At 37.5% G+C, this 25,067-nt stretch carries 21 protein-coding genes and 5 tRNA genes; 2 read left to right on the top strand and 24 right to left on the bottom strand.

The annotated features are described in order from the left end of the window. Positions 1–176 precede the first annotated feature (176 nt). From EKM60_RS02410 to pth, 17 genes are all read right to left on the bottom strand, one after another. A tRNA-Pro gene (locus tag EKM60_RS02410) sits at positions 177–250 on the bottom strand. A 21-nt stretch (positions 251–271) separates the two neighbouring features. Beyond that, positions 272–343, bottom strand: a tRNA-Gly gene (locus EKM60_RS02405). A gap of 7 nt (positions 344–350) precedes the next feature. After that, positions 351–423: transfer RNA gene (locus tag EKM60_RS02400), tRNA-Thr, on the bottom strand. Positions 424–469: 46 nt separating this feature from the next. After that, positions 470–552, bottom strand: a tRNA-Leu gene (locus tag EKM60_RS02395). 30 nt (positions 553–582) lie between these two features. After that, a tRNA-Val gene (locus tag EKM60_RS02390) sits at positions 583–655 on the bottom strand. 97 nt (positions 656–752) lie between these two features. Beyond that, complete coding sequence (lysS, locus tag EKM60_RS02385) at positions 753–2,243, bottom strand: lysine--tRNA ligase (RefSeq protein ID WP_125712188.1); 1,491 nt, start codon at positions 2,241–2,243, stop codon at positions 753–755. A 52-nt stretch (positions 2,244–2,295) separates the two neighbouring features. Then, on the bottom strand, positions 2,296–3,324 hold the full coding sequence (dusB, locus tag EKM60_RS02380) for a tRNA dihydrouridine synthase DusB (RefSeq protein ID WP_125712094.1): 1,029 nt from the start codon (positions 3,322–3,324) through the stop codon (positions 2,296–2,298). Between the two features lie 82 nt (positions 3,325–3,406). After that, positions 3,407–4,288, bottom strand: a complete 882-nt coding sequence (gene hslO, locus EKM60_RS02375; protein WP_125712092.1) for an Hsp33 family molecular chaperone HslO — start codon at positions 4,286–4,288, stop codon at positions 3,407–3,409. A gap of 53 nt (positions 4,289–4,341) precedes the next feature. Further along, a complete protein-coding gene (gene ftsH / locus EKM60_RS02370; RefSeq protein WP_125712090.1) occupies positions 4,342–6,492 on the bottom strand; it encodes an ATP-dependent zinc metalloprotease FtsH in 2,151 nt (716 codons plus the stop codon). Positions 6,493–6,574: 82 nt separating this feature from the next. Continuing rightward, positions 6,575–7,120: a hypoxanthine phosphoribosyltransferase gene (gene hpt / locus EKM60_RS02365; protein WP_125712088.1), complete on the bottom strand. Its 546-nt coding sequence runs from the start codon at positions 7,118–7,120 to the stop codon at positions 6,575–6,577. A gap of 9 nt (positions 7,121–7,129) precedes the next feature. Next, positions 7,130–8,434: a tRNA lysidine(34) synthetase TilS gene (gene tilS / locus EKM60_RS02360; protein WP_125712086.1), complete on the bottom strand. Its 1,305-nt coding sequence runs from the start codon at positions 8,432–8,434 to the stop codon at positions 7,130–7,132. 68 nt (positions 8,435–8,502) lie between these two features. Beyond that, complete coding sequence (locus EKM60_RS02355) at positions 8,503–8,898, bottom strand: S1 domain-containing RNA-binding protein (protein WP_125712084.1); 396 nt, start codon at positions 8,896–8,898, stop codon at positions 8,503–8,505. A 22-nt stretch (positions 8,899–8,920) separates the two neighbouring features. Continuing rightward, on the bottom strand, positions 8,921–9,313 hold the full coding sequence (locus EKM60_RS02350) for an FtsB family cell division protein (RefSeq protein ID WP_125712082.1): 393 nt from the start codon (positions 9,311–9,313) through the stop codon (positions 8,921–8,923). Positions 9,314–9,406: 93 nt separating this feature from the next. Continuing rightward, entirely contained in the window at positions 9,407–9,649 is a 243-nt protein-coding gene (locus EKM60_RS02345; protein WP_125712080.1) for an RNA-binding S4 domain-containing protein, read from the bottom strand. A gap of 3 nt (positions 9,650–9,652) precedes the next feature. Continuing rightward, positions 9,653–11,206 (bottom strand): putative polysaccharide biosynthesis protein, encoded by a 1,554-nt coding sequence (locus tag EKM60_RS02340; RefSeq protein ID WP_125712078.1) that lies wholly within the window; start codon positions 11,204–11,206, stop codon positions 9,653–9,655. Further along, positions 11,203–14,721: a transcription-repair coupling factor gene (gene mfd / locus EKM60_RS02335; RefSeq protein WP_125712076.1), complete on the bottom strand. Its 3,519-nt coding sequence runs from the start codon at positions 14,719–14,721 to the stop codon at positions 11,203–11,205. The genes EKM60_RS02340 and mfd overlap by 4 nt, the downstream gene beginning before the upstream one ends. Positions 14,722–15,270: 549 nt before the next feature. After that, the gene (gene pth, locus EKM60_RS02330) at positions 15,271–15,828 is read right to left on the bottom strand and encodes an aminoacyl-tRNA hydrolase (RefSeq protein WP_125712074.1); all 558 of its coding nucleotides are present in this window, start codon (positions 15,826–15,828) and stop codon (positions 15,271–15,273) included. A gap of 143 nt (positions 15,829–15,971) precedes the next feature. On the opposite strand from pth, the gene EKM60_RS02325 reads away from it, so the two are divergent. Beyond that, the gene (locus EKM60_RS02325; protein WP_125712072.1) at positions 15,972–16,955 is read left to right on the top strand and encodes an L-lactate dehydrogenase; all 984 of its coding nucleotides are present in this window, start codon (positions 15,972–15,974) and stop codon (positions 16,953–16,955) included. Between the two features lie 96 nt (positions 16,956–17,051). Further along, positions 17,052–17,714: a cyclic di-AMP binding protein CbpA gene (gene cbpA, locus EKM60_RS02320; protein WP_125712071.1), complete on the top strand. Its 663-nt coding sequence runs from the start codon at positions 17,052–17,054 to the stop codon at positions 17,712–17,714. A 39-nt stretch (positions 17,715–17,753) separates the two neighbouring features. Here cbpA and selA read toward each other — a convergent pair whose 3' ends face one another. Genes selA through EKM60_RS02285 form a run of 7 tightly spaced genes read right to left on the bottom strand, consistent with a single transcriptional unit; the run spans position 17,754 to position 25,064 of the window. Then, a complete protein-coding gene (gene selA / locus EKM60_RS02315) occupies positions 17,754–19,142 on the bottom strand; it encodes an L-seryl-tRNA(Sec) selenium transferase (RefSeq protein WP_125712069.1) in 1,389 nt (462 codons plus the stop codon). Beyond that, entirely contained in the window at positions 19,142–20,302 is a 1,161-nt protein-coding gene (locus EKM60_RS02310; protein ID WP_125712067.1) for an aminotransferase class V-fold PLP-dependent enzyme, read from the bottom strand. Before EKM60_RS02310 ends, selA begins: the two co-directional genes overlap by 1 nt. Further along, positions 20,302–22,212, bottom strand: coding sequence for a selenocysteine-specific translation elongation factor (gene selB, locus EKM60_RS02305; protein ID WP_125712065.1), 1,911 nt, complete (start codon positions 22,210–22,212; stop codon positions 20,302–20,304). Before selB ends, EKM60_RS02310 begins: the two co-directional genes overlap by 1 nt. 11 nt (positions 22,213–22,223) lie before the next feature. Further along, entirely contained in the window at positions 22,224–22,490 is a 267-nt protein-coding gene (locus EKM60_RS02300) for a DUF3343 domain-containing protein (protein ID WP_125712063.1), read from the bottom strand. A 13-nt stretch (positions 22,491–22,503) separates the two neighbouring features. Then, the gene (gene yedF / locus EKM60_RS02295; RefSeq protein WP_125712061.1) at positions 22,504–23,097 is read right to left on the bottom strand and encodes a sulfurtransferase-like selenium metabolism protein YedF; all 594 of its coding nucleotides are present in this window, start codon (positions 23,095–23,097) and stop codon (positions 22,504–22,506) included. Positions 23,098–23,110: 13 nt separating this feature from the next. Continuing rightward, entirely contained in the window at positions 23,111–24,133 is a 1,023-nt protein-coding gene (gene selD / locus EKM60_RS02290; RefSeq protein WP_125712059.1) for a selenide, water dikinase SelD, read from the bottom strand. A gap of 55 nt (positions 24,134–24,188) precedes the next feature. Next, positions 24,189–25,064, bottom strand: coding sequence for a TSUP family transporter (locus EKM60_RS02285; RefSeq protein WP_125712057.1), 876 nt, complete (start codon positions 25,062–25,064; stop codon positions 24,189–24,191). Positions 25,065–25,067: the final 3 nt, after the last annotated feature.

Raw genomic sequence — 25,067 nt, 5'->3', positions numbered from 1 at the left:
GTATAATTCTGTTGTGTAAAAATGCAAGTGATTTAACTCATAGGGTAATTAAGCATTTCGTCTGCTTACATTTCTTAACTACTATTATTACATATTTATTAGGAATCACATTAATAATCAGCACAAATAAAAGAGATCATCAACTTCTATAAGAAGTGATGATCTCTTTTATCAAATCGGGAAAACAAGATTCGAACTTGCGACCTCTACGTTCCGAACGTAGCGCTCTACCAAGCTGAGCTATTTCCCGATTTATCTGTGTTATCAATGAAGCGGAAGACGGGATTCGAACCCGCGACCCCCACCATGGCAAGGTGATGTTCTACCACTGAACTACTTCCGCATAATAATGCCGACTAGAGGATTCGAACCTCCGACCCCCTGTTTACAAGACAGATGCTCTGCCAACTGAGCTAAGTCGGCATCAAGTGATGCATTTAAAATCGACTTCAATATTTTAAATATCGAATACGGGTGAAAGGACTTGAACCTTCATGTCCACTGGACACTAGAACCTAAATCTAGCGCGTCTGCCAATTCCGCCACACCCGCAAAACATGGGACCACTAAGCTTGCGCTTAATGGAGGATACAGGGATCGAACCTGTGACCTCCTGCTTGTAAGGCAGATGCTCTCCCAGCTGAGCTAATCCTCCATGTCGTGCTCTGTTTCAACAACTATATTAGTATACCTAAAAACAACAAAAAAAGTCAACGAATTTTCGTTAACTTTTTTATTTTTTTTATATTTAATTATTCTGGGTTATTACTATTGTCTTCTGGCTTCATAGTTGGGAACAAGACAACATCACGAATTGTTGGTGCATCTGTAAGCAACATAACTAAACGATCAATACCAATACCTAGTCCACCTGTTGGAGGCATACCGTATTCTAGAGCTTCAACGTAATCATTATCGATACCTTCAGCTTCGTCATTACCTTCATTTCTTTCAGCAACTTGAGCTTCAAATCTTTCACGTTGATCAATTGGATCGTTCAATTCAGTAAAGGCATTACCGTATTCATGACCTAGGATATAAACTTCAAAACGGTCTACGAATCTTGGATCTTTCTTATTCTTCTTAGCTAAAGGAGAAACTTCAATTGGGTAACCATAGATGAATGTTGGTTCTTTGATATTTTCTTCAACGAAAGTTTCAAAGAACTCATTGATAATATGACCGACTTTCCAATATTGTTCGTAGTGAACATTATTTTCATCAGCAAGTTTACGAGCTTCATCAATTGTCATTTCTTGAGTGAAGTCGATACCAGTCTTTTCTTGGATAGCAGCAACCATTGAAATACGCTTGAAAGGTTTGCCTAAATCAACATCTTCACCTTGATAAGTGATTTGTGTTGTTCCAAGTGCCTTTTGAGCAGCATGTCTAAAGATGCCTTCTGTTTCATCCATAACATCATTGAAATCAAAGTATGCAGCATATGTTTCAAGTGATGTAAATTCAGGACTGTGTTGTGTATCTAGACCTTCGTTACGGAAAACACGTCCAATTTCATAGACACGTTCAAATCCACCAACGACTAATCTCTTCAAAGGTAGCTCCAAAGCGATTCTAAGATACATGTCTTCATCCAAGGCGTTGTAGTGGGCGATAAATGGTTTAGCATTAGCACCACCGGCTTGGGCATTCAAAGTTGGTGTTTCAACTTCTAGGAAGTCTTCACCGTCTAAATATTCACGAACAGCTGAAATGATCTTTGAACGTTTCTTGAAACGATCAAAACTGTCATCATTAGCAATCAAGTCAAGATATCTTTGACGATACTTTTGTTCAACATTTGTTAAACCATGGAATTTATCTGGTAGTGGACGAAGTGACTTAGCTAGCATAGTTACCTTAGTAGCTTTAACAGTCAATTCACCCATATCAGTCTTCATAACATGACCTTCGATACCTAAGTTATCACCGATATCTGAACGTTTGAAAATGTGATAGTTTTCTTCACCGACTTCGTCTTTACGTACGTAAATTTGGATCTTACCGCTTCTATCTTTGATATCAGCGAATCCAACCTTACCCTTACCACGTTTAGTCATCATACGACCTGCGATGATAACTGGTGTATTTTGTTCTTCTAAGACATCCTTAGCTTCTTCGCTATATTTGTCTTGAAGTGTTTTTGCCAAATCAGTTCTGACAAAACGTGAACCATATGGATCTACACCTTCATCATAAAGTTCTTGAAGTTTTTCACGTCTGACCCGTAGTTGGTCATTCATGACTCTTGTCTTCTTTATATCTTCTTTAGTTGGTTGCTTTTTCTTATTCTCGTTACTCAAAACTTTTCCCCCTGTCTACGAAATTTTTTGAAGATCTCGCTTCTCGTTGTTCGTAACTTTCAACAAATTGATCTAGTGCATCAAAAACTCCCTGTACTGAATCTTCATTCACTACTTTAGCACGAGTTCTGACTGCATGGGGAATCCCCTTTAGATAATATGCTGCCTGTTGACGAAATTCTGGAACATCAACATGCTCACCTTTTAAGTCTACCAGACGTTGGAGTTGAAGTTTAGCCATATTAATTTTTTCTCCAATAGTTGGTTCAGGAAGCAACTCGCCTGTTTCCAAATAATGATTCATTTCGTTCAAACGCCAAAGATTTCCGATGACAGCTCGACCCACCATTACAGCATCAGCACCGACATCATCGATCATTGCTTTCGCGTCTTGAGGTGTCACAACATCCCCATTGCCAATGAAAGGAATGGTTAAATGTTGCGCCACTTCGTGTAAAAGCTCCCAGTCGGAATGGCCACTATACATCTGTGACTTGGTTCGACCGTGCATTGCTACAGCTGAGGCACCAGCTTCTTGAGCGGCTAATGCATTTTCAACTGCCAAAATATGATCATTATCCCAACCTGTTCTCATTTTGACTGTGACTGGCTTATCAACTGATTCACTGACGGCTTTTACCATCTCATAAAGTTTATCCGGATTACGGAGCCAACTGGAACCAGCACCAATTTTGGTAACCTTCTTCACTGGACATCCCATATTAATATCAATAATATCAGCACCAGTATTTTCGGCTACATACCGAGCCGCGCTGACCAATGATTCAGTCGTGCCGCCAAAAATTTGAATACTAACTGGATGTTCCTTAGGGTCCACAAGCATCATGCCCAAGGTCTTAAGATTACGATGCCTAATACCTTGATCACTGATCATTTCACAGACAACTAATCCAGCTCCAAATTCTCTTGCAGTGACCCGAAAGGATGAATTAGTAATACCTGCCATAGGTGCAACGACAACCTGATTAGAGATTGTAACGTTACCTATTTTCCATTCCATACTGTCTACCTCAAAAAACTTTTCACGTTTTTATTTACAACTTGTCATGATAACAAATTTTATATTTAATTGGCAAACATCATTACTTTTTTTCAGAAATAATGCTTTGTAATTCATCTTCACTGAATTGATATTTATTACCACAGAATTTACAGACAGCCTCTGCACCATGATTTTCATCGATCATAGCTTGAAGTTCATCATTTGATAAAGTTGCTAAAGACTTAGAGAATTTATCTTTTGAACAATCACACTTAAAAGCGATTGGCATTGTATCAAGAACTTTCATATCAGCACCATTCATCAACTTATTCAACACTTCTTCATTAGTCAATCCTTCATTCAAAAGAGTTGATAAATTAGGAACTATTTTAAGGTTATTCTCTATCCTAGTAATGTCATCGTCATTAGCACCAGGCAACGTTTGGATCAAGAAACCTCCGGCGGCACCGACAGTCTCGTTGGGTTGTACAAAAACTGAAACTCCGATAGCCGATGGGATCTGTTCTGACTTCGCCATGTAGTATGTAAAGTCGGCACCAATTTCACCAGATACGATCGGAACTTGACCTGTAAAAGGATCTTTCATATGTAGATCTTTAGTGATGCTTAAAGTCCCGTTTGTACCAACAGCACCTTTGACATCGATATGATGGTCATCATTAAGTGGCAAACTAACATGCGGATTTTGAATATATCCTTTGACGGTTCCTTTTGCATTGGCATCAACTACAATCGCACCGGCGGGTCCATCAGCAACAACTCTTGTTGTCAAAACTTCATCTTCTTTAAGTGTTGAAGTAGCAACTAAAATCGATCCGATCATTGTACGGCCTAAAGCGGCTGTTGAGTTAGACCAAGTGTCGTGTCTTTTTTGAGTTTCAGCAATTGTATCAGTTGCGTTGATTACGTATACTCTGAATTTTCCATCTTTAGAAACTGATTTTGTTAATGTATCTGTCATTGTATTCTCCTATATTTTTCATTCAAAAAAGCGACTCAAACGAGTCGCTTCTTTTATTTATCCTGTGTATCGTCGTGATTGTTTTGATCACTTGATTCATCAGTATTTGGCTTATCGTCACTATGACTGTCGTCATCTTTCTTTTCTGAAGGGAATTCAGTATCAGTACTACTGTCTTCTTCTTTAGAATCGTCAGACTTTTGCTTAGCGGCGTCCTTAGCTTCAACAGCACGTTTAGCTTGTTCAAAAGTAGCAGCACTTTCACTTGGGAACTCCTCTTTCAAGTCACCATCGGGCATCTTGCCTGAATTGAAGAGACTTAAGATTTCCTTTTCATCAAGTGTTTCATACTTGAGCAATGCTTCAGCAATTAATTTATGTTGTTCACGGTGACTCTCGATGATTTCACGAGCTTGTTCATGACCTTCATCAAGGAAACGTTTAACTTCTTGATCAATTGCATTAGCTGTACTTTCTGAATATGAAGGTTCGGCACGGTAACTTCCACCACCGAATGGTTGACCGTTCTTTTCAAGTTGAACTTGGCCTAAACGATCAGTCATACCATATTCAGTAACCATTGTACGAGCAATTTGAGTGGCTTGCTCAAAGTCATTTGAAGCCCCGGATGATTGCGAACCAAAGATAATTTCTTCGGCTGTACGACCACCAAGCAAACCAGCAATTTGTTCAGTTAATTCTTTCTTAGTAATTAAGTTTTGATCATCCTTTGGAAGCATGATGGCATAACCACCAGCCTTACCACGTGGAACGATCGTAACTTTTCTAACGACACGTGAATCACTTAGGACTAATCCAATAAGAGCATGTCCAGCTTCGTGATAAGCAACCATATGGCGTTCTTTATCAGAAATGACACGATTCTTCTTAGCTGGTCCAGCAATAACACGGTCTTCAGCTTCATCAATATCAGAAGGATCGATCTTTTGTTTACCACGTCTAGCAGCAACTAAGGCAGCTTCGTTAAGTAAGTTTTCAAGGTCAGCACCAACGAAACCAGGGGTTTGTTGAGCAATAACTTTTAGATCGACATCATCTGTAAATGGTTTATTTGTAGCATGAACTTTAAGAATAGCTTCACGTCCCTTAACATCTGGACGACCAACTAAAATCTTACGGTCAAAACGACCTGGACGTAACAAGGCAGGATCAAGTACATCAGAACGGTTAGTAGCGGCCATAACGATGACACCCTCATTACCTGTAAATCCATCCATTTCGATCAATAATTGGTTAAGCGTTTGTTCACGTTCATCATTACCACCACCGGTACCAGAACCACGTTGACGACCAACAGCATCAATTTCATCAATAAAGATAATTGATGGAGCATCTTTTTTGGCATTCTCGAACAAGTCACGAACACGAGATGCACCGACACCGACGAACATTTCAACGAAGTCAGAACCAGAGATTGAATAGAATGGAACTTTAGCTTCACCAGCTACAGCCTTAGCAAGTAAGGTTTTACCAGTACCAGGAGGACCTTCGAGTAACACACCCGATGGGATTCTAGCACCAAGCGATACGAACTTTCTTGGATCTTTTAAGAACTCAACAACCTCAACAAGTTCTTGCTTTTCCTCTTCAGCACCAGCGACATCAGAGAATCTAACTTTGTTCTTCTTAGGATCTTCAGGTTTAACTTTGGATTTACCAAAGTTCATAACTCGATTAGATCCGCCACCTTGTCCGCCTCGACCCATCATTGCAAAGATGATGAAGAAGAAGAGAAGGAATGGTAAGACTAAGGTTAGAATCAATGAAATCCATTGTGAGGATTGTGATTTAGGAGCAGCAGTCGTTTTAACACTCTTAGCTTCCGCTGCGTTATTGATTCGTTTTAAAGTATCATTGTTAGGCAATACAGTAGAAGTAAACTGTGTTACTTCTGACGTTGTCGTTGATTGCCTACGACTAAATAGAGAAACTGATTTAGTAGCCGAAGTCTTCTGAGCTTTCTTGTATTCACCAGTTACTTGATAAGCTCCTCCGATAGGCTCGATTTTAAAACTCTTAACTTTTCCTTTATTAAGTTGAGTAATAAATTGATCTTGGCTCAGCGTTTTAGATTGATCTGAGGATTGACCACCAGCAAACCAACTTGCTGCAAGCACCAAAACAACAAAGAGCAAGATGTAAAACAGGCTATTATTGATTAACCTATTTCGATTGTTTTTCATACATTTCCTCCTAATTAATTAGACGCTACATATTGTAACATTGGTGGATATTAACGCAATAATAATTATACCGCTATCCTAATTATTTTGTTGAATAAACCTCTGGGCTTAAAACGCCGACATAAGGCAGGTTACGGTAATGTTCATCGAAGTCCATTCCATACCCTACAACGAAGGCATCCGGTATCTGAACACCAACATAATCTACATGAACATGCTTGATTCTTCTAGCTGGTTTATCTAAAAATGAAACGATCCTAATGGACTTAGCGTTACGAGTCTTAAACAACTCGATCAAACGATCTAACGTGTACCCAGTATCGATGATATCCTCGACGATAACCACATCACGACCGCTCAATGGTGTATCCAAATCCTTAATGATCCTAACTTCACCAGTAGTTGATGTATTTTCACCACCATAACTGGAAACATCCATGAAATCATATTCCATTGGAATATCAATATTTTTTACTAGATCCATCATGAACATAGCAGCACCACGTAAGATACAAACAAACAAGGGATTCTTGTCAGCATAGTCTTTGGTCAATTCTTTACCTAGTCGAATATTTGTTTCCTCGATTTTTTCTTGTGATACTAGAACCCTTTCGATATCTGAATTCATTTTCCTACCTCATCTAAAGTCTATTTTGAAACCATAATTACCTTGTTTAAAATAATCGCTTATCTTATAGATTTTTTCAACCCATACTATCTGATTATCAAATAATAAAATAATTGAATGATCTCTTTGATACTCAGGAACCTTTTTATTAATGAATCGTTTGCTTAATTTCTGATGGCGATTATTATCTAAAGTTAATTTATCACCCGCCTGTCTTGTTCGCAGCATAATTTGCTCAGGAATTTTATTAACTAATATATCTGCTTCTGAAACTGGAACACGTTTTACAACTAAATTATACCCATTTATTTTGACGGTTTGATTGACTTGAATCAATTTTTTTAAATTTATTAAGGATTGCGATTTCCGAATTATAAAACGCTCATATGACCTTTGAAAGATCCAATTATCTTCTAAATTAACAGACGCATTAGGATGATCATTTTCAATTACCTCTATTATTTGGTCAATTTGTTTATTGCTGACGGAGATAGGTAGTTTTCGAGTAAAAAAGCTTCCCCAAAATAAGGTCTGCTGATTATGATCCAAAACTTTTACAGGCATTAACTTACCTGCCAAATTAGATATATCCATTTGTAATTCTATCTGAGAAAATTTATCTACAGCCAAATCAATCAAAGCATTCAACTGCTGATCAAATAAATTAAAGTGTGACAATACTTGACCGTTTTCCTGTTCTAATTCTGGAAAAATGTTATTCCGTAATCGATTACGCATAGTAATATTCTCAAAATTTGTCTCATCTTGAACGTATTTTATCTCTCTAGTCTTAGCATAGGTTTTTAAGTCAGCTTTGCTGAATTGCAACAGCGGTCTGACTAATTGTCCTACTGTAAAATTACGTCTTTGTTTAAGACTTGTGACCTCAAAAATATTTCCAGAGCGGATCAGCTTCATCAAAATATTCTCAGCTAAATCATTAGCATGATGTGCTGTCAGCAATGTGTCGTAATTATCACGCTTCATTACTTGGGCAAAAAAGTCATAGCGAAACTTGCGACCGGCCGCTTCCATACCAATATCACTCGGATGATTAGTCCACTTAGTTGTATAGAATTTAAAATCATGTTGCTGACAAAAATCTTTCAAAAATTCTACTTCTTCAGCACTACTAGGACGCAAGTCGTGATCAACGTTGACCACGCCGAAGTCTTTGTTGGAAAAAAGCTTACTGACAATTGTCAATAAGACCATCGAATCTACACCACCAGAAACAGCAATCAAAACTCGTTTGGCCTGGTACTTGTGTAAAACCTTTTTTACTGCTCCGATCAATTCATTTTCTATTCTCATACTGTCCTTCTTATATACTAAAAAGCGCTTCGCCTACGACTTGTAAACGAAACGCTTTTTTAATTAATTTAGCTTCTACGGCCACCACGGCCACCGCGTTTACCTTCAGTATTTTTACGAATGGTAGTCATTCTCTCTTCACTTTGTTTCATGAAGTCAGACATCATATCATCAAAATTTTCTACCGGTTTATGTTGCGGTTTCTTTTCAAAGTGACGCTTAGGTCTTGGTCTGTCACTGGCTTGCTTAATAGACAATGCAATTTTATGATCCTTTTCATTAAGAACCAAAACTTTTACAGTATCTCCGACCTTTAAGACATCGTGGATATCTTTAACGTATCCATCAGCAACTTCACTGATGTGTACCATTCCGCTTTGTCCTTCTCCTAGGTCAACGAATGCTCCAAAATTTGTAATTCCAGTAACTTTACCTTCTGCTTTGGATCCTACTTCAACTGTCATCTAAATAAAAAAATCCCTTTCCCTATTTTTGAAAAGTATTAGCTGAATCTGGCAAATTATAAATCTGTTCACCAGGTTTTGAGTACATATACTTCTCACGAATATATTTCTCTAGATAGCTCTTATTATTAAGTTGTGACTTTTCGATCTTCAAATCATGTTTAGTTGCTTTTTGTTTACTCAATTTTTCTTGGCTAACTTCAATGTTGCCAACTGTTTTTGAATAAGCTTGATGAGCACTAATTATTTGAAAGCCCAGTACACAAATCACTAATGCAAAAACAATCCCAATTGCGGCTAATCGACGCTTATGAATTTTTAGAACATAGTTACTTCGACTAGTATTTTGGGAATTATTTACTTGTTTCGGTTTTAAAACTGAGACATTAGAGTTAGCTAATTTATGTACTTCCATGCTACTACTCCCCTAGAAATTAATACATTGAGTATACCAATTTTGGGGCTTGATTTGAACCGTTTTCTAAGCTTTTTAATCTAATCTCAACATTTAGTCGATTTCTTCGAACATCTCTTCTGAATCGCTCTTCTTAGTTGTTTCTTTGATGTTAAGGATTCTGACTTTCATAGTTCTTTCACCAAAGTGCATTTCCAAGACATCCCCTACTGATACATCAGTTGATGATTTTGCTACACGATCATTGACCGTAGCACGTCCGTTGTCGGCAAATTCTTTGGCAACTGTTCTTCTTTTAATAATACGACTTACTTTTAGAAATTTATCTAATCTCATTTTTCACTCAATCCTCATAATTTTTATAAATAGTTTTCCCATTGGTAATATCTTCCACTCTGATTTATCCAAAATGTTTAGTACTTTCGATAAATACAAGTAGATAACTATACCTATTGGGATCAATACTATGCTTATTAAAACACTGTTCACTCGTGTTAAAAACAAATAGTGATTCATAAACTTTTCTAACGCTCTGATGCATAAAGCCATAAATAAACCTGACGATAATACTTTGACTGTGAACCTGCGACCGATCAACAATGTTCCCCGATCTTTTGAATAAATCATCAATAGACCACTTAGGATTATTAGTTCACTCAAGACGGTTGCTAAGGCCGCACCAACGATACCAAAATGTGGTATCAATAAAATATTAAGTACAACTTTTGCTACTAGCGATACTAAGAATATTACCAGTTTGACTAGGTTTTTTTCATTATCGCTGCTCGTAACGGCTATTAACAAGTTGATCCCTGAAACAATCACGATCGACAACATATAAACACCTAAAGCAAATGATCCATCTGAATTAGTGAACAACATCGTATTAACGACTGGCATCAATGAGATCAATCCAGCCGTTTCTGCTGTAGCCAACCACAGGCAAACACGCATCATTTTACCGATCAATTGTTTATTCATATCAAACTTATCTGATTTTAATTGCGGCATGATTGTCGAAACAAATGACAATGAAATAACGATGCCTAATTGAATCAACGGTTGCGCACGATCAAAGACACCCTTTAGGATTTCTGCTTCAGCTAACTGGTGTCCAGCTCTCATCAGTAAACGCAACATCGAAAATGAATCGATAAACTGATAGAAGATCGTCACACCAGTGAAGATGATTATTAAAACAACCTCTAAGCTCAAACCCTTTTCCAATTTCAAATCAGACGACTGCTTACTTTTAACAAGTGGATGCCTGACTAACATTGCGATCCCTAAAATTACTACCGCAAATAGTCCACCGATAAAGGCACCGCTATTTGCAAGTGTCCCCATCTGATATTCATCAAGCATCCCTTTGCCAAATAGCATCGCAGCCCCTATGATCACAATGATCCTGACCAATTGTTCAGATATTTGCGAAATGGCACTCGGTTCCATGATCAGTTCACTTTGAAAGTACCCTCGTAAACTCGCCTCAAACGGTATCAACAGAAACGTTAACGATACCGCACGAACTTCATGATATAAATTAGGATCACCCATAAAAAATGCTAATTTTTTAGATGCTCCCCACAACAAAATAGTAATCAAGATGCAGACCGCCAGTAACAATCCAAAAGTATTCTTCATCAGTCTACTTTTAGCAGCATCACTACCTTGTTGTGCAAAAACTTTTGAGATCACTACTGGTAATCCCGACAATGCTAAGACAGAAAATATCCCATAAATGGGATAAACCTGTTGATAAATGAAATAGCCCCGATCCCCAACAATATTTTGCAAAGGTATCCGATAGATTGCACTCAATAATTCAGATAACAGTGAGGCAATCGTCAGAATCCAAGTCCCCTGTATGGCTCTTGAGGTTTCTTTTCTCATTCTTCTGTTTTAACTTTCTTTAATTTATCAAACTCTTCAGCCATTTTTTGAGCGAAGGTATCAAATTGTTTGAACCATTCACCTTTTTTGACACTACCTGAATCCAAGGTAATCTTAAATTCATCATTGTTATTGTGGACTGTCGCCTTCATAGTTGTATTACCTAAGAATTTGAACACTAAATCACCGGTCAAATAATCATTGGCTTTTTTAGCAAATTTAATATTTATCATGCCATTTCTCATCACAACGCTGTTGATAAGTGATTCATCCAATGAAGTCTTCAACAAACTAATATCTAATAAGTTTTGAACTTCATCTGGATACTCACCAAAACGATCTAATAACTCTGAACGGACTTCTTGATAGTTCTCATCGGAATCAATTTGACGAATACGTTTGTATAACTCGACTTTTTGACGTTCATCACTGATATAAGTCTTAGGTATATAAGCTTCCAATTCCAAATTAACTTCGGCATTCGTTTTTTCAGCTTTAGTATGACCACGTTTTTTAGCCACAGCATCATTTAACATCTGGGTATACAGGTCGAATCCAACCGAATCAATAAATCCATGTTGTTGTTTACCAAGTAAATTACCGGCACCACGGATCGACAAGTCTCGCATAGCAATCTTGAATCCTGAACCAAGTTCAGTAAAGTTCTTGATTGCTTCCAGACGTTGTTCACCAACTTCTGTTAAAACTTTATTAGGTTTATACATCAAATAGGCATAGGCAACTCGGCTAGAACGTCCAACACGTCCACGGATCTGATAAAGTTGTGATAATCCATAACGGTCCGAGTTCTCCACGATCAAAGTATTGGTATTTGGCATATCAACACCCGTCTCAATAATTGTCGTCGTTACCAAAACATCATAATCGCCATTCAAATAGTCAGAAATGACACCTTCCATTTGTGTTTCAGTCATGCGACCGTGTGCCGTAGCGATCCTAGCTTCTGGTACTAACGCTTGTAATTGATTGGCAACTTGCTCCATGTCTTCAACTCGATTATGCAAATAAAAGACCTGACCACCACGTTCCATCTCGCGCTTAATAGCACTAGCTATAACTTGATAGTTCTGTTCCATGACGTACGTTTGGACTGGATAACGATTACTTGGTGCCGTTTCGATCAATGACAGATCACGTACACCAAGCATCGACATATTCAAAGTTCTGGGGATCGGCGTTGCGGTCAATGTTAAAACATCCACATTAGACTTTAATTGCTTGATTTTTTCCTTATGTTTAACACCAAAACGCTGTTCCTCATCAATAATAAGTAAACCAATATCGTGGAATTTTACATCCTTTGATAATAAACGATGTGTTCCCACAACAATATCAAGTTCACCTTTTTCCATTTTCTCAACAATTTCCTTACTCTGCTTACGAGTTTGGAATCTGGACAACATACCGATCTCGACTGGGAATCCTTCAAATCTGTCTTTCATCGTTTCGTAATGTTGTTGAGCCAACAAGGTCGTTGGTACTAAGAAGATAACTTGTTTACCTGCTTCAACAGCTTTAAAAGCCGCCCTCAAGGCAACTTCAGTCTTACCAAAGCCAACATCCCCAACTAACAAACGATCCATTGGATGATTCTTTTCCATATCTCGCTTGATCTCGTCAGTTGAACGCAATTGATCCGGTGTTTCTGGATATGGGAAAGCATTGTCGAAGTCATGCTGCATTTCATCGTCTTTAGGAAAGGCAAAGCCCTTAGCAGCCTCACGTTGAGCATATAAATCTATCAAATCATCAGCAATATCTTCAATACTGGATTGAACTTTACGCTTGGTTTTTTGCCACTCATTACCACCAAGTTTGTTGACTCGTGGTGATTTACCTTCAGCCGAAACGTACTTCTGCACCATATCAAGTTGTGATACAGGAATGAATAATCTACCATCATCACGATATTCGATTGTTATGTAGTCTTGATGTTTACCATCAACTTCCATCGTCTGCATACCAATAAACTTACCAATACCATGATTGACATGGACAACATAGTCGCCTGGTTTTAGTTCGTTATAACTCTTCAAACGTTCTGCATTAGCTAAAGTCTGATGACGTCTTCGTTTAGGTTGCTTATTGAATAGCTCTTTTTCTGTGATAATGGCAACTTTTTCTTCAGGTATTTCAAAACCCAATCCCAAACGAGCATTCATGATCTGTGTCTGGTGTTCAATAACTTTGTCATCTGTCAGAGTGGCTTTAATTCCAAAGTCAACCAAGGTGTTGTTGATAGCAGAAATTCGTTTCTCATTACTAATAAGTAGTAAAACGGTATAGTCCTGTTTTTGCCAACGTTCGACCTCTGATTTTAGCAGCGGCATTTGACTAAAGAATTGTTGCATACTTCTGACTGGAACATTTTCTAACTGATTTAAACGGATATGCCCCATACCTTGTTGAAAGGCTGATAAATATACTTGTGGATTCTTATTATCTTTCAGTACATCAATAAAATCTTGACGAATCGTCTGCTCAGGCAAACTTTTACCAAACTCTAATTGACTCGCTAACCATGACTGATTGTCAGCCAAATTGTCTTTAGACTGCTCCAATAAACGATTATATTCATTGAAAATAATCAAATCATCGCTACTCAAGTAATCCAACAAACTACTTGGCTTATCATTTAAATAATTGATGATACTTCCAATGTTATCAGGACGCATATTCTCTGACAATTCTTCAATGATTTGTCCAAAAGCCGTCTGCAAATTATCTTTGGTATCTTTATCTGCGGCATCTAATTGCTTATTAAAACTCTTATTTAACTTCTTTAATCCAGCTTGAATCTGCTCATCAGTTATTACTCGATCATTAGCTGGTGACAAATTAATACTGTCTAGTTCTTCCAAACTGCGCTGTGTTTCAGCATCGAAGTATTTAATTTTCTCAACTTGATTACCAAAGAAATCAATTCTAACCGGATTATCAACATTCAATGGATAAATATCGACAATATCACCACGGATCGCAAAGTCTCCCGGCTTAGCAACTAATTTATCTTTGTTGTAACCCATCTGAACAAAAGTGCTGTTCAAACTTTCCAAGTCATATTCAAGATCTTTTGTAATATTTAACTGAGCTGCTTTAAACAACTCTTTATCTGATAACGCATATTCCAAACCGGCGACTGACGTAACGACGATTCCCGATTCATCACTGATCAAAAAATTCAGAGAATCCAGCCGTTGACTCAACTCATCTGGTGAACTGGTAGCAATCTCAGTTGAAATAGCCTCTTCAACTGGAAAAATATGTACGTGCTCACTGTCGAGCAGATTTAAGTCATCATATGTTTTATTGGCGTGGAAATTAGTATTTTCCACCATCAATATTTTCTTATTTGTTTCTTTTAATGATTCCAGCACAAAAAGGGAAATTGTTGAGCCCGTCAAACCAGTTAGCATGTTCTTGGTATCTGGTTTGATTTGGCTAATAAATTTCCCTAAATCTAACTTTTTAGCAATAAAATCTATTAAGTTCAATTTTGGCCCCTTTTTTGTGAGAACAATTTATTTGTTCTTATATTTCTGAGGGATCTACCCTCTAAACGGGCTACGGAGAGGCAACTTCCTGTGCTTGCTACGAATAACGAATATGACACAAACCGTCATTTTCGTTCTCCTAGGCAATGCTCAGAAGCTGAACGCCTTCTCTAAACCCTCTATCCTAAACGGGCTACGGAGGGGCAACTCCCTGTGCTTGCTACGAATAACGAATATGACATAAAACGTAATCTTCGTTATTCTAGGCAATGCTCAGAAGCTGAACGCCTTCTCTAAACCCTCTATCCTAAACGGGCTACGGAGGGGCAACTTCCTGTGCTTGCTACGAATAACGAATATGACATAAAACGTCATCTTCGTTATTCTAGGCAATGCTCAGAAGCTGAACGCCTTTCTCTAAACCCTCTATCCTAAACGGGCTACGGAGGGGCAACTTCCTGTGCTTGCTACGAATAACGAATATGACATAAAACGTCATCTTCGTTATTCTAGGCAATGCTCAGAAGCTGAACGCCCCTCCTACGCCCTCTAATTATATTTATTCATCAATTGATCAAAGCTATCTCCAGCAACCCAATCTTTAACGGCATCGGCTGCTTTATCAATTCCAGCTAAGGCAACTGGTTCGTTATCTTTTGAAAATGGTGTTAAGACCCAATTTACAACGGTTTGTTTCTGAGGATGCTGGATACCTATCTTAATACGTTTGAAATCTTGTGTCCCAACAGATGAAATTATACTCTTAATTCCATTATGACCACCTGCTGAACCCTTGGCACGTAATCTTACTTTACCAATTGGCATATCTAGATCATCGTGAATGACCATAATTTCATCTGGTTGAATTTGATAATAGCCCATCAAGAATTTAACTGCTCTTCCTGACTCGTTCATGAAAGTTAATGGTTTAACTAAAAAGACTGTCTCAGTTTCAACTTTGAATTTACAATATTCTGCTTCAAAGTCCTTTTTCATCTGTGTTTGACCATATTCATCCATTAATTTGTCAATCGTCATAAAACCCATGTTGTGTTTTGTGCGATCATACTTTTTTCCGGGATTTCCTAAACCAACGATTAATTTCATATCAATACCTCATTTCGAACTTCAATTATATCATTTTAAAACTAGTTAATTTTTACTTTTTTTACAATGCCCCTGTTTATTTTCATGCTTTATTTGTATAATTGTATGCGGAACATATTTATTTTGAAGGGATGATATTTAATATGACGACTCCAACAAACGAAAAGAATCATCAAAAAGTACTTCTAGTCGGTGACGGCGCTGTAGGTTCAACATTTGCTTACGCTATGACACTACAAGGTATTGCACAAGAATTAGTTATCTGTGATATCGCTAAAGATAAGATTAAGGGTGACGCAATGGATCTTGCTGATGCACTTCCATTCTCATTCCCTAAGAACATTCACGCTGGTGAATATTCAGATGCTAAAGATGCTGATCTTGTTGTTATCACTGCTGGTGCACCACAAAAACCAGGTGAAACAAGACTTGATCTAGTTAACAAAAACCTTAACATCTTGAAGACAATTGTTGATCCAATCGTTGAATCAGGATTCAATGGTATCTTCTTGGTTGCCGCAAACCCAGTTGATATCTTGACATACGCTACTTGGAAACTTTCAGGCTTCCCTAAGGAACGTGTTATCGGTTCTGGTACATCACTAGATACTGCTAGACTACAAAAATTCGTTGGTGAAGAATTAGGAATTGACCCTCGTTCAGTTAACGGATATATCATGGGTGAACACGGTGATTCAGAATTCGCTGCTTGGTCACATCTATCAATCGGTGGCGTAACAATGGCTGAATGGATGGAACAACATCCAGAAGTTACACAAGATACTCTTGACGCTATCTACAAGAAGGTTGTTAACGCAGCTTACGACATTATCAATACTAAGGGTGCTACATTCTACGGTATCGGTACTGCTCTTGCAAGAATTTCAAAAGCCTTGCTAAGTGATGAGAACACTGTTCTTCCACTATCAAACATGATGACTGGTCAATATGGCGTTTCTGATATTTATATCGGTTCACCTGCTATCATCAACCGTAAAGGTCTAAAACAAATCATTGAAGTTCCATTAAATGACGAAGAATCAAAACAAATGAAACAATCAGCTGCAGAACTTACAAAGATTCTTAAAGATGGTTTTGAAGCTACAGGTATCAAGGGTCGTCAATAATCCTTAATATTGATAAAAGAATGCCTAGGCATTCTTTTTTTTTGTGAAAATTTACTGTATCATTGTTTTCATATAGTTGGATTGGATGTGAAATATATGTTAGTTAAGTCATTAGTACTTAAAAAAGATAAATTAGTTACAGTAAAAGAAACTGTCACACTTGAAGAAGCGTTGAAAGTCCTTGAGGAATCAGGTTTTAGGTGTGTTCCTATCCTAGATGAAAGCGGTCAAATATTTAGGGGAAATATTTACAAAATGCACATCTACCGTCATAAATCACGTGGAGGCGACATGAGTCTTCCCGTCACAACTCTGATGAAGAATGCTACCAAGACAATTAATGTTGATTCACCATTCTTCAAAGTATTCTTTAATATCAAAGATCTTCCTTACATTGCCGTTTTGGATGAATCAAATATGTTTTATGGTATTTTGACTCATGCCAGTCTTTTGACAATGTTGTCTGACGCTTGGAATCTGGAAGTCAGCAGCTATGTTTTAACAGTTAGCTCAACCGGTGAACGTGGTGATCTGGCAAAGATGTTAAAGATCATTGCTAAATACGTTTCAATATCAGGTTGTATCACGCTTGATGCAAAGACAAATGAAGTTGTAAGAAGAAATCTCTTTACTTTGCCTGCTGAAACAACCATCGAAGATTTGAAGAATATCATCACTCGTTTAGAGAAAAAGAGCTTTATAGTTTCAGAAATCGATGATTTGAATTCCGGAAAACTTTTAGATAAACACACACTATAATAAAAAGAGATCAGCTAGTAAACTAGCTGATCTCTTTTTTCATTTCTTGATTTCATTTAAATCAGTAATGATCTTATCAAATTCTGGATCATCAATTGTTCTAATATCAAACAAAATACTTTCATCATGAACTCTTGAAATCAATGGATATTTAACATATTTCAAAAGCTTATCTAACTTCACAACCGGAATATCAGACTCAAGACTTAACAAGTATGTTGGTAATTTAACATCTGGGAATGAACCCCCACCAACAACTGTATCTCCAGCAACTATTTCAGCATCAAACGAAGTCTTCTCTTTGATCAATGACAACAAGTTTTCAGCACGTTCTTTTAACTTATCCTCAATAACAGTTAAGGCATTCAAGACTGGTATTTCAGTCATAGCCTTTTCTGGATCACGATAAATCTTCAAAGTTTCAGTTAAAGCAGCCAAAGTCATCTTGTCAACACGCAAAGCTCTCAATAACTGATTGTGTTTTAATTTGTCGATATACTTCTGCTTACCGGCAATAATACCAGCTTGTGGTCCACCAAGTAATTTATCACCTGAGAACATAACTAAATCACAATTCTGTAATTCTTGGCTGATAGTTGGTTCTTTGCCTAAACCATATTCGGATAGGTCAAGCATCAAACCACTTCCTAGATCATTCATAAGTGGTAAATCATACTTTTCGGCTAACTTCTTCAATTCCTTAGAATCAGGTGTTTCGGTAAAGCCGATAACTTTATAATTACTTGTATGAACGATCAAAAAACCACCAGTATTCTCATTAATGGCATTTTCATAATCACGTAGATGAGTTTTGTTAGTTGTCCCTACTTCACGCAAGATACCACCAGTTGAAGTGATAATATCAGGTACTCTGAACGAACCACCGATCTCAACTAATTGACCACGAGAAGTAATGATCTCTTTATTACTAAAGAAGGTACTCAAGACTAGCATTACGGCTGCTGCATTATTATTAACAACAATCGCATCATCGGCACCAGTCAATTCACTGACCAACTTGCCGATTGCCTTGTAACGATCGCCACGCTCTCCTAAAGTAATGTCATATTCCAAATTAGTTGCATTACTAGCAATGGCGTCGATAGCATGACGGGCTGAATCGGCCAACTTGGCACGTCCTAAATTAGTATGGAGAATTACTCCCGTAGCATTGATAACTGGTTGTAATTCTAAAACTCGATCATCATCCATCTTACTTAGTAAATCTTGATACATGCATTCAATCGATACTTCGCCGGCATCAGTTATATCACCGCTCAAAATTGATTGACGAGCATCTTCAATTGCTTCTTGAACCAAGTTTTTCAGTTCATTAGCACCGACTGTTTTTGACAATTCTGATATCTTATCGGAATTTAGCAAATCATTAACTGATGGTAAACTTCTGAATAACTTTTTTTGATCCATTAGAGTCCCCTTCTATAAATATCCATAAATTCTTTGATTGCTTTTAGGAAAGTATCCACTTCTTCATCCTTATTAAAACTGGACAATGAAATTCTAACGATACCTTGTTCTACTGTGCCATATCTTTCATGAACTCGTGGAGCACAGTGAGCTCCAGGTCTAGTAGCAATTTGGTAATTATCCCAAAGCCACTGACCGACTTCAGCAGAATCAATATCACCAATGTTAAAACCTACTGTACCAGTGATTTCAGCATTAAATGGAGTATAGATCTTGATTTCTGGGTATTGTTGTAAAGTTTCCATGATTCTTGAAACAAGACCATTAATATAATTTTTAATATTATCAATACCTTTTTTATTTACGTAATCTATACCTGCTGACAGGCCAACGATACCAGGCACATTCATTGTTCCCGCTTCAAGACGTGTTGGGAAGAATTTAGGCATACTCGTGTTGAAAGAATCAATTCCAGTTCCACCGCTCTTTAGTGGTTCAATTTCGATTGGCTTTCTAAAACAGATCCCTCCAATACCTTGTGGCCCATACAATGATTTGTGACCAGTAAAGCAAAGAACATCAATTTTATCTCTTTGAATATCGATGTCTTCGACTCCAGCTGTTTGAGCTGCATCAACGATCAATAATAGATCATGCTTCTGACAAAACCCACTGATCTGTTTGATCGGCAAAACATAGCCAGTTACATTTGATGCATTATTGCAGACAACAGCTTTAGTATTGGGTTTCAAATACTTTTCAAAATCTTCAACACAGAGTAACCCTGTCTCTTTATCAAAAGTTACATAATCAACGTCAACATTTCGTTTCTCTTTTAATTGAGCCAAAGGTCTCAAAACAGAATTGTGCTCGTAATCAGTTGTGATGACATGGTCACCTTCCCTAAGGATACCCTTCAAAACTGTATTAAGACTCTCAGTGACATTAGTCGTAAATGTGACTAAATCATTGGATGGAACATTAAACAGCTTTACAAGCTTGTCTCTAGTCTGATTAACGACAACCCCACTGTTAACACTGAATTCAGATGAATCACGACCGGGATTACCATAAAGACCACTTACCAAAACATTTGAAACGCTCTCTCCGACTTCTTTGGGTTTAATTGCAGTAGTTGCAGCATTATCAAAATAGATCATTATAATTCCTTCTTTGCCAAAATTCTCATATTTTCTTTCCTACGAGTAATTCCTAACTTGTCCATATACTCAAGTGTCATCATTCCGTACTTACGACTAGCTCCAGTTAAATCTCTGAATTCAGCCAAAGTCATCGTTTCATTTTCTTTCAAATAATCAACGACTTTCTTGGACACTTCGTCAAAGGCGGATTTTAACATAACGTTTTTTTCACCTAAACGAAGAACCTCTTCACCTTCAATAGCCTTAAGCACTTCTTCCTTAGTCTTATCAGATCCGATTAGATCATCAAAGTTAGGTGGCATCAATGGTGATTTATTCAACTCACTAATAATTTCATCATGAGCCTTTTGTTGATACTTGTTATATTTGACCTCAAAGTCACCAGCAGCGATCAGTGATCCTAAGATATTGATCTGTCCTAATTCAGCCATCTTCTTTAAGATTTTTTCCATTATCTTATTGTCATCAACTGAAATCTTGAACTTAGTGATCAATTCCTCTTTTGGCATCCCCTTTTGCAGGCGATTCTTTTTATGGTAATTCCAAAGTGTGTCGAGAATTTCTTTATCGAAATCTTCTAGTTTAGACTTTTTGATGATCAAACCAGATATCTTAACAACTTCTTTTTGTTTTACCAAATCACTGATCATCTTTTGAACATCATCATTGGATAAGTTCAAATAGTCTGCCAATTCAGGGATCTTTGATCCTAAAGCACTCGAATTATCAAGGAAATCTAAGACGATTTGTTCTTGATTACCAGAGGCTTTGACTGATAATTGCTTCAATACTTTTTCATTAAAACGACGATGCTTGTCCGGATTAGGGTCAAGCACACTACCGCCACCGATCAAAACCATAGGTGAATACGTCCGTAAAATATAACGGTCACCCTTCTTGACGGCAACTGGTTCTTCCAAACGAAGTTGGAGATAGTTATCTTTATCAGCATCAATTTGTTCGATACCTAAAGGAACCACTCGAGCAATGATCTCACGTGCACCTAAATATACACGAACACGAGTCCACAACCCTAGTAAGTTGGCATCCTTATCTGGCAACATCTTATAGTCAACATCGAGCATCCACGTCTTCTTGATATTGTCAGGAAGTGTCAAAACATCCCCACGGCGGATCTCGGATGTCTTTAGATTCGTCAAATTGATAGCTGTTCTAGTTCCGGGTTCAGCACGCTTTACGTTGCGATCGTGAACTTGGATATTTCTTATTTTAGTTTGTTTACCGCTAGGAAAGGCTTCCAGAGTCATATCAGTATTCAATTCACCTTCAAGCAGTGTTCCGGTAACGATCGTACCAAAGCCTTTGATAGAAAATGAACGGTCTACATTGATTCTTGGAATATCATTGACCTTAGGCTTTTCGATGTTTTCAATTTTTTCATCCATAACCTTGATCAATTCTTTCATACCGGTACCACTGATAGCATCAACATCGAGGATCGGTGCATCGATTTTATGTTTGTCTAAGAAGTCTTTAACGTCTTCTGTAACTAACTCTTTCATCTCATCATCGACTGTATCGATCTTACTCAAAACAACAATATAATTGTCGATTCCAAGTAATGACATAATGTCAACGTGCTCAATTGTCTGAGGCATAATACCTTCAGCGGCATCAACAACTAAGAGAACTAAGTCTATTCCACTAAGTCCTGCAATCATATTTTTTAGAAATTTTTCGTGACCAGGGACATCAACGATACCTACTTGTTCATGATTCGGTAAGTCGAAAAAAGCGAAGCCCAAGTTAATGGTTAGGCCTCGCTTTTTTTCTGCTTCTGTGGAATCAGTATCGATTCCTGTCAAAGCTTTGATTAAAGTAGTTTTACCGTGATCAACATGTCCTGCAGTCGCTATAATTATTTGATCTTGACCTATTGTTTCCATGATAACTCCTTTTAATCGTCTAATTCGTAAGTGATTCTGACACCTACACGTGTTCCCACATAGATGTTTTGAAACTGCAGATCTTCATCAGCTAAAAGTTTCAAAATAGCATCTTTATCTGAATAATTGAACCTGACACTCATACCGCATCCAGCCGAAATCTTTCCAGGTGTCGAAATTATGCTGGTTTCAAACTCTTGTTTACTCTTTAAAAGTTCGTTTGTTGCGATGGCCTGATGCGTAGTTGAAAATGTCAATAATCCAAATTTTGTTTCCATTTTATCTTAGCCTCTAATCTGGTCTTACGATACGATTCTGTTGTCTCATCATTTCAACAATACTGAACATATTGGTGATAGTACCTACAGCTAGTTTATCTTTTAAGTTGAAGTAGTCGAGACATGCTCCGCATCCCATAACTTGGACGCCAGCTTCTTCAAGGGCCTTCAAGTCTGTTAAATAATCTGATCCTTCAACAAGTAGTTTTACACCACCGTTATAACAAAGGATCTTATCAGGCAAAACATCTTGTTCAGTTAATGAAGATACGAACCCATGTAAGAGATTCTTACCAAGGGTATCGTCTCCATGCCCCATGATGTCTGTATTGATCACAACGATATATGAACTGCCTTGGTCATTGAGGGAAGAACTTTCGGCTTGATCATGTGATTTTTCAGTTTTCTTTAATGTGACAGTGAACTGATTATTATCACCTTTTTTAACATCATAGTCGTAGCTCTTTTGGTCAGCTAACTTCTTAAGATTTTGAGGTGCCATATCATCGTCTACTAATATTTCAACTTCATCAGTTTCTTTCAAGGCTCTCTTTGCCATAATAATTGGTGCTGGACAAACTTTATCTAACGCATTAATTTTTTCCAAAATTACACTCTCCTTATTTAACTACGATCTCTGAATCACCCTTCGGTACAATCTTACCAATTTTTGCACTGGGAAGCTCCAACTGGTTTAATTTGTCTAATATTTCATCAGTATATTTTGGATCTACACTGAACATCAAACCGCCTGATGTCTGGGGATCAAACAGAATTTCTTCAAGTGCAGGATCATCGAAAGTGAAGTCGATCTTGCCATCTAAGAAGATACGATTACGTTGGCCACCACCGGTTACTAATAGCTCTTCAGCACAATCATATGCAGCGGGGATCATGGGAATACTTGTTGAATCTAGTTCAGCAGTATATTCGTCATGTAAAAATTCATTTAAGTGGCCTAAGAGGCCAAATCCCGTAATATCAGTACATGCTGTTACAGGATAATCTCTAATAATTTCAGCAGCGTATTTATTTAATGTCGTCATACTTTTAATGGCTTCATTAAATTCCTCTTCGCCGATTTGTTCAGCTCCGTATGCAGTCGTGACAATACCAACACCTAAAGGTTTGGTTAAAATCAGATCATCACCTAATTTACACGTATCATTTCTCAAAACCTTCTTAGGTGAAACGATACCATTAACTGAAAGTCCGTACTTTGGACGGTGATCTTGGATGGAATGACCACCCGCCAAGAAGCCACCGGCTTCAGTTACTTTTTCGAGTCCACCTTTTAGGATCTTGTGTAAAATAGATTGATTCATTTCCTCAGGGAAACCGACAATATTCAAAGCAGAAACTACTGAACCACCCATTGCCCAAACATCACTAAGAGCATTAGTAGCAGCAATCTGTCCGAATAGATACGGATCACTTACCATTGAAGGGAAGAAATCAATTGTTTGAATAATTGCAGTGTCATCATTTATTTTTAAAATAGCAGCATCATCTGTTGTTTCAAAATCAACCATTACATTTGGTTTTTTATCTTGATGTAGATCCTTTAAAATGTTCTCTAATTTTCCGGGACCAAGTTTAGCATTACATCCACCACAAACAATCAATCTATCAGCTGTATCCATAATAATCCCCTCCGTATAATTTAATAAAACCTCAATAGAAACCTCAATTTAAAAACTAAGCCGCGTTCTTTTGTCTGATACCTTGATAAAGCATTGATAGACCAGTATATGTAACAACAACAATAATAAGCCATGTTAGAACAGTTAGGTCAAGACTCTTAACGAATGTTACGGCAATTACAACACCGATAATACCGCCAATTGTGATACCCATACTACCACGTCTATTGTAGTCACCTGATTTAACGAATTCTCTACTTGCAACTGGCATAAGCACAGCACATGAAGCCATCATGATTGGGAATGCAACGGCTGGGTTCATTCCTAACATATAAACTAGGGCCATACATGGTGCGTACAAACCAACACCGGCTGTCATAAGTGCACCCAAAATAAAGTTAACAACAACAGCAATAACTAATTTACTACCGTGAAGTCCAAGGGCTGTATTACCAGCACCTAAAGCACTGATGACACCTAGTTGTGATAGTAACATTAAGATAGCCGTTAAGAATAGCGCAATACCCATGATAATTCTAATGATTTTTTCATTGAATTTTGTCATGATCTTTGAACCAGTGAATGATCCAATAGCAGCTGCGGCAACCATTGATAACAAGGTTGCACCTTCCATTTTAATGGCATCAATAAATAGAAATGCCTCTGTGATAACTGGAATGGTACAGGCAACTGTAAGTGTACCAGGAATCAGTTTATCTGATTTCAAAAATTTAGTAACCTTCAATAATAAGGTCGTAGGTGCATAACTTCCGATACCTAATGTATCTAAGAAATTGGTAATTGCACCGATAACTCCGGCAACAACAATGTTACCGTCGTTTTCATGTCTGTGTTTATAATAATCTGCGAAAAATATGATAGCAAAGTAGATTAATACTACTGCTAGAATAATTTGTACAACTAAAACCACGGC

This window comes from Companilactobacillus kedongensis (assembly GCF_003946625.1).
Classification (GTDB): domain Bacteria; phylum Bacillota; class Bacilli; order Lactobacillales; family Lactobacillaceae; genus Companilactobacillus; species Companilactobacillus kedongensis.
The sequence above is the reverse complement of the archived record's forward strand: the minus strand, read 5'-3'. Positions and strand labels throughout refer to the sequence as shown.

Excerpts from the sequence above, each read along its gene's own strand:
- lysS (WP_125712188.1), bottom strand. The coding sequence starts at position 2,243 with ATGAATGACCAACTACGGGTCAGACGTGAAAAACTTCAAGAACTTTAT.
- dusB (WP_125712094.1), bottom strand. The coding sequence starts at position 3,324 with ATGGAATGGAAAATAGGTAACGTTACAATCTCTAATCAGGTTGTCGTT.
- hslO (WP_125712092.1), bottom strand. The coding sequence starts at position 4,288 with ATGACAGATACATTAACAAAATCAGTTTCTAAAGATGGAAAATTCAGA.
- ftsH (WP_125712090.1), bottom strand. The coding sequence starts at position 6,492 with ATGAAAAACAATCGAAATAGGTTAATCAATAATAGCCTGTTTTACATC.
- hpt (WP_125712088.1), bottom strand. The coding sequence starts at position 7,120 with ATGAATTCAGATATCGAAAGGGTTCTAGTATCACAAGAAAAAATCGAG.
- tilS (WP_125712086.1), bottom strand. The coding sequence starts at position 8,434 with ATGAGAATAGAAAATGAATTGATCGGAGCAGTAAAAAAGGTTTTACAC.
- EKM60_RS02355 (WP_125712084.1), bottom strand. The coding sequence starts at position 8,898 with ATGACAGTTGAAGTAGGATCCAAAGCAGAAGGTAAAGTTACTGGAATT.
- EKM60_RS02350 (WP_125712082.1), bottom strand. The coding sequence starts at position 9,313 with ATGGAAGTACATAAATTAGCTAACTCTAATGTCTCAGTTTTAAAACCG.
- EKM60_RS02345 (WP_125712080.1), bottom strand. The coding sequence starts at position 9,649 with ATGAGATTAGATAAATTTCTAAAAGTAAGTCGTATTATTAAAAGAAGA.
- EKM60_RS02340 (WP_125712078.1), bottom strand. The coding sequence starts at position 11,206 with ATGAGAAAAGAAACCTCAAGAGCCATACAGGGGACTTGGATTCTGACG.
- pth (WP_125712074.1), bottom strand. The coding sequence starts at position 15,828 with ATGAAATTAATCGTTGGTTTAGGAAATCCCGGAAAAAAGTATGATCGC.
- EKM60_RS02325 (WP_125712072.1), top strand. The coding sequence starts at position 15,972 with ATGACGACTCCAACAAACGAAAAGAATCATCAAAAAGTACTTCTAGTC.
- cbpA (WP_125712071.1), top strand. The coding sequence starts at position 17,052 with ATGTTAGTTAAGTCATTAGTACTTAAAAAAGATAAATTAGTTACAGTA.
- selA (WP_125712069.1), bottom strand. The coding sequence starts at position 19,142 with ATGGATCAAAAAAAGTTATTCAGAAGTTTACCATCAGTTAATGATTTG.
- EKM60_RS02310 (WP_125712067.1), bottom strand. The coding sequence starts at position 20,302 with ATGATCTATTTTGATAATGCTGCAACTACTGCAATTAAACCCAAAGAA.
- selB (WP_125712065.1), bottom strand. The coding sequence starts at position 22,212 with ATGGAAACAATAGGTCAAGATCAAATAATTATAGCGACTGCAGGACAT.
- EKM60_RS02300 (WP_125712063.1), bottom strand. The coding sequence starts at position 22,490 with ATGGAAACAAAATTTGGATTATTGACATTTTCAACTACGCATCAGGCC.
- selD (WP_125712059.1), bottom strand. The coding sequence starts at position 24,133 with ATGGATACAGCTGATAGATTGATTGTTTGTGGTGGATGTAATGCTAAA.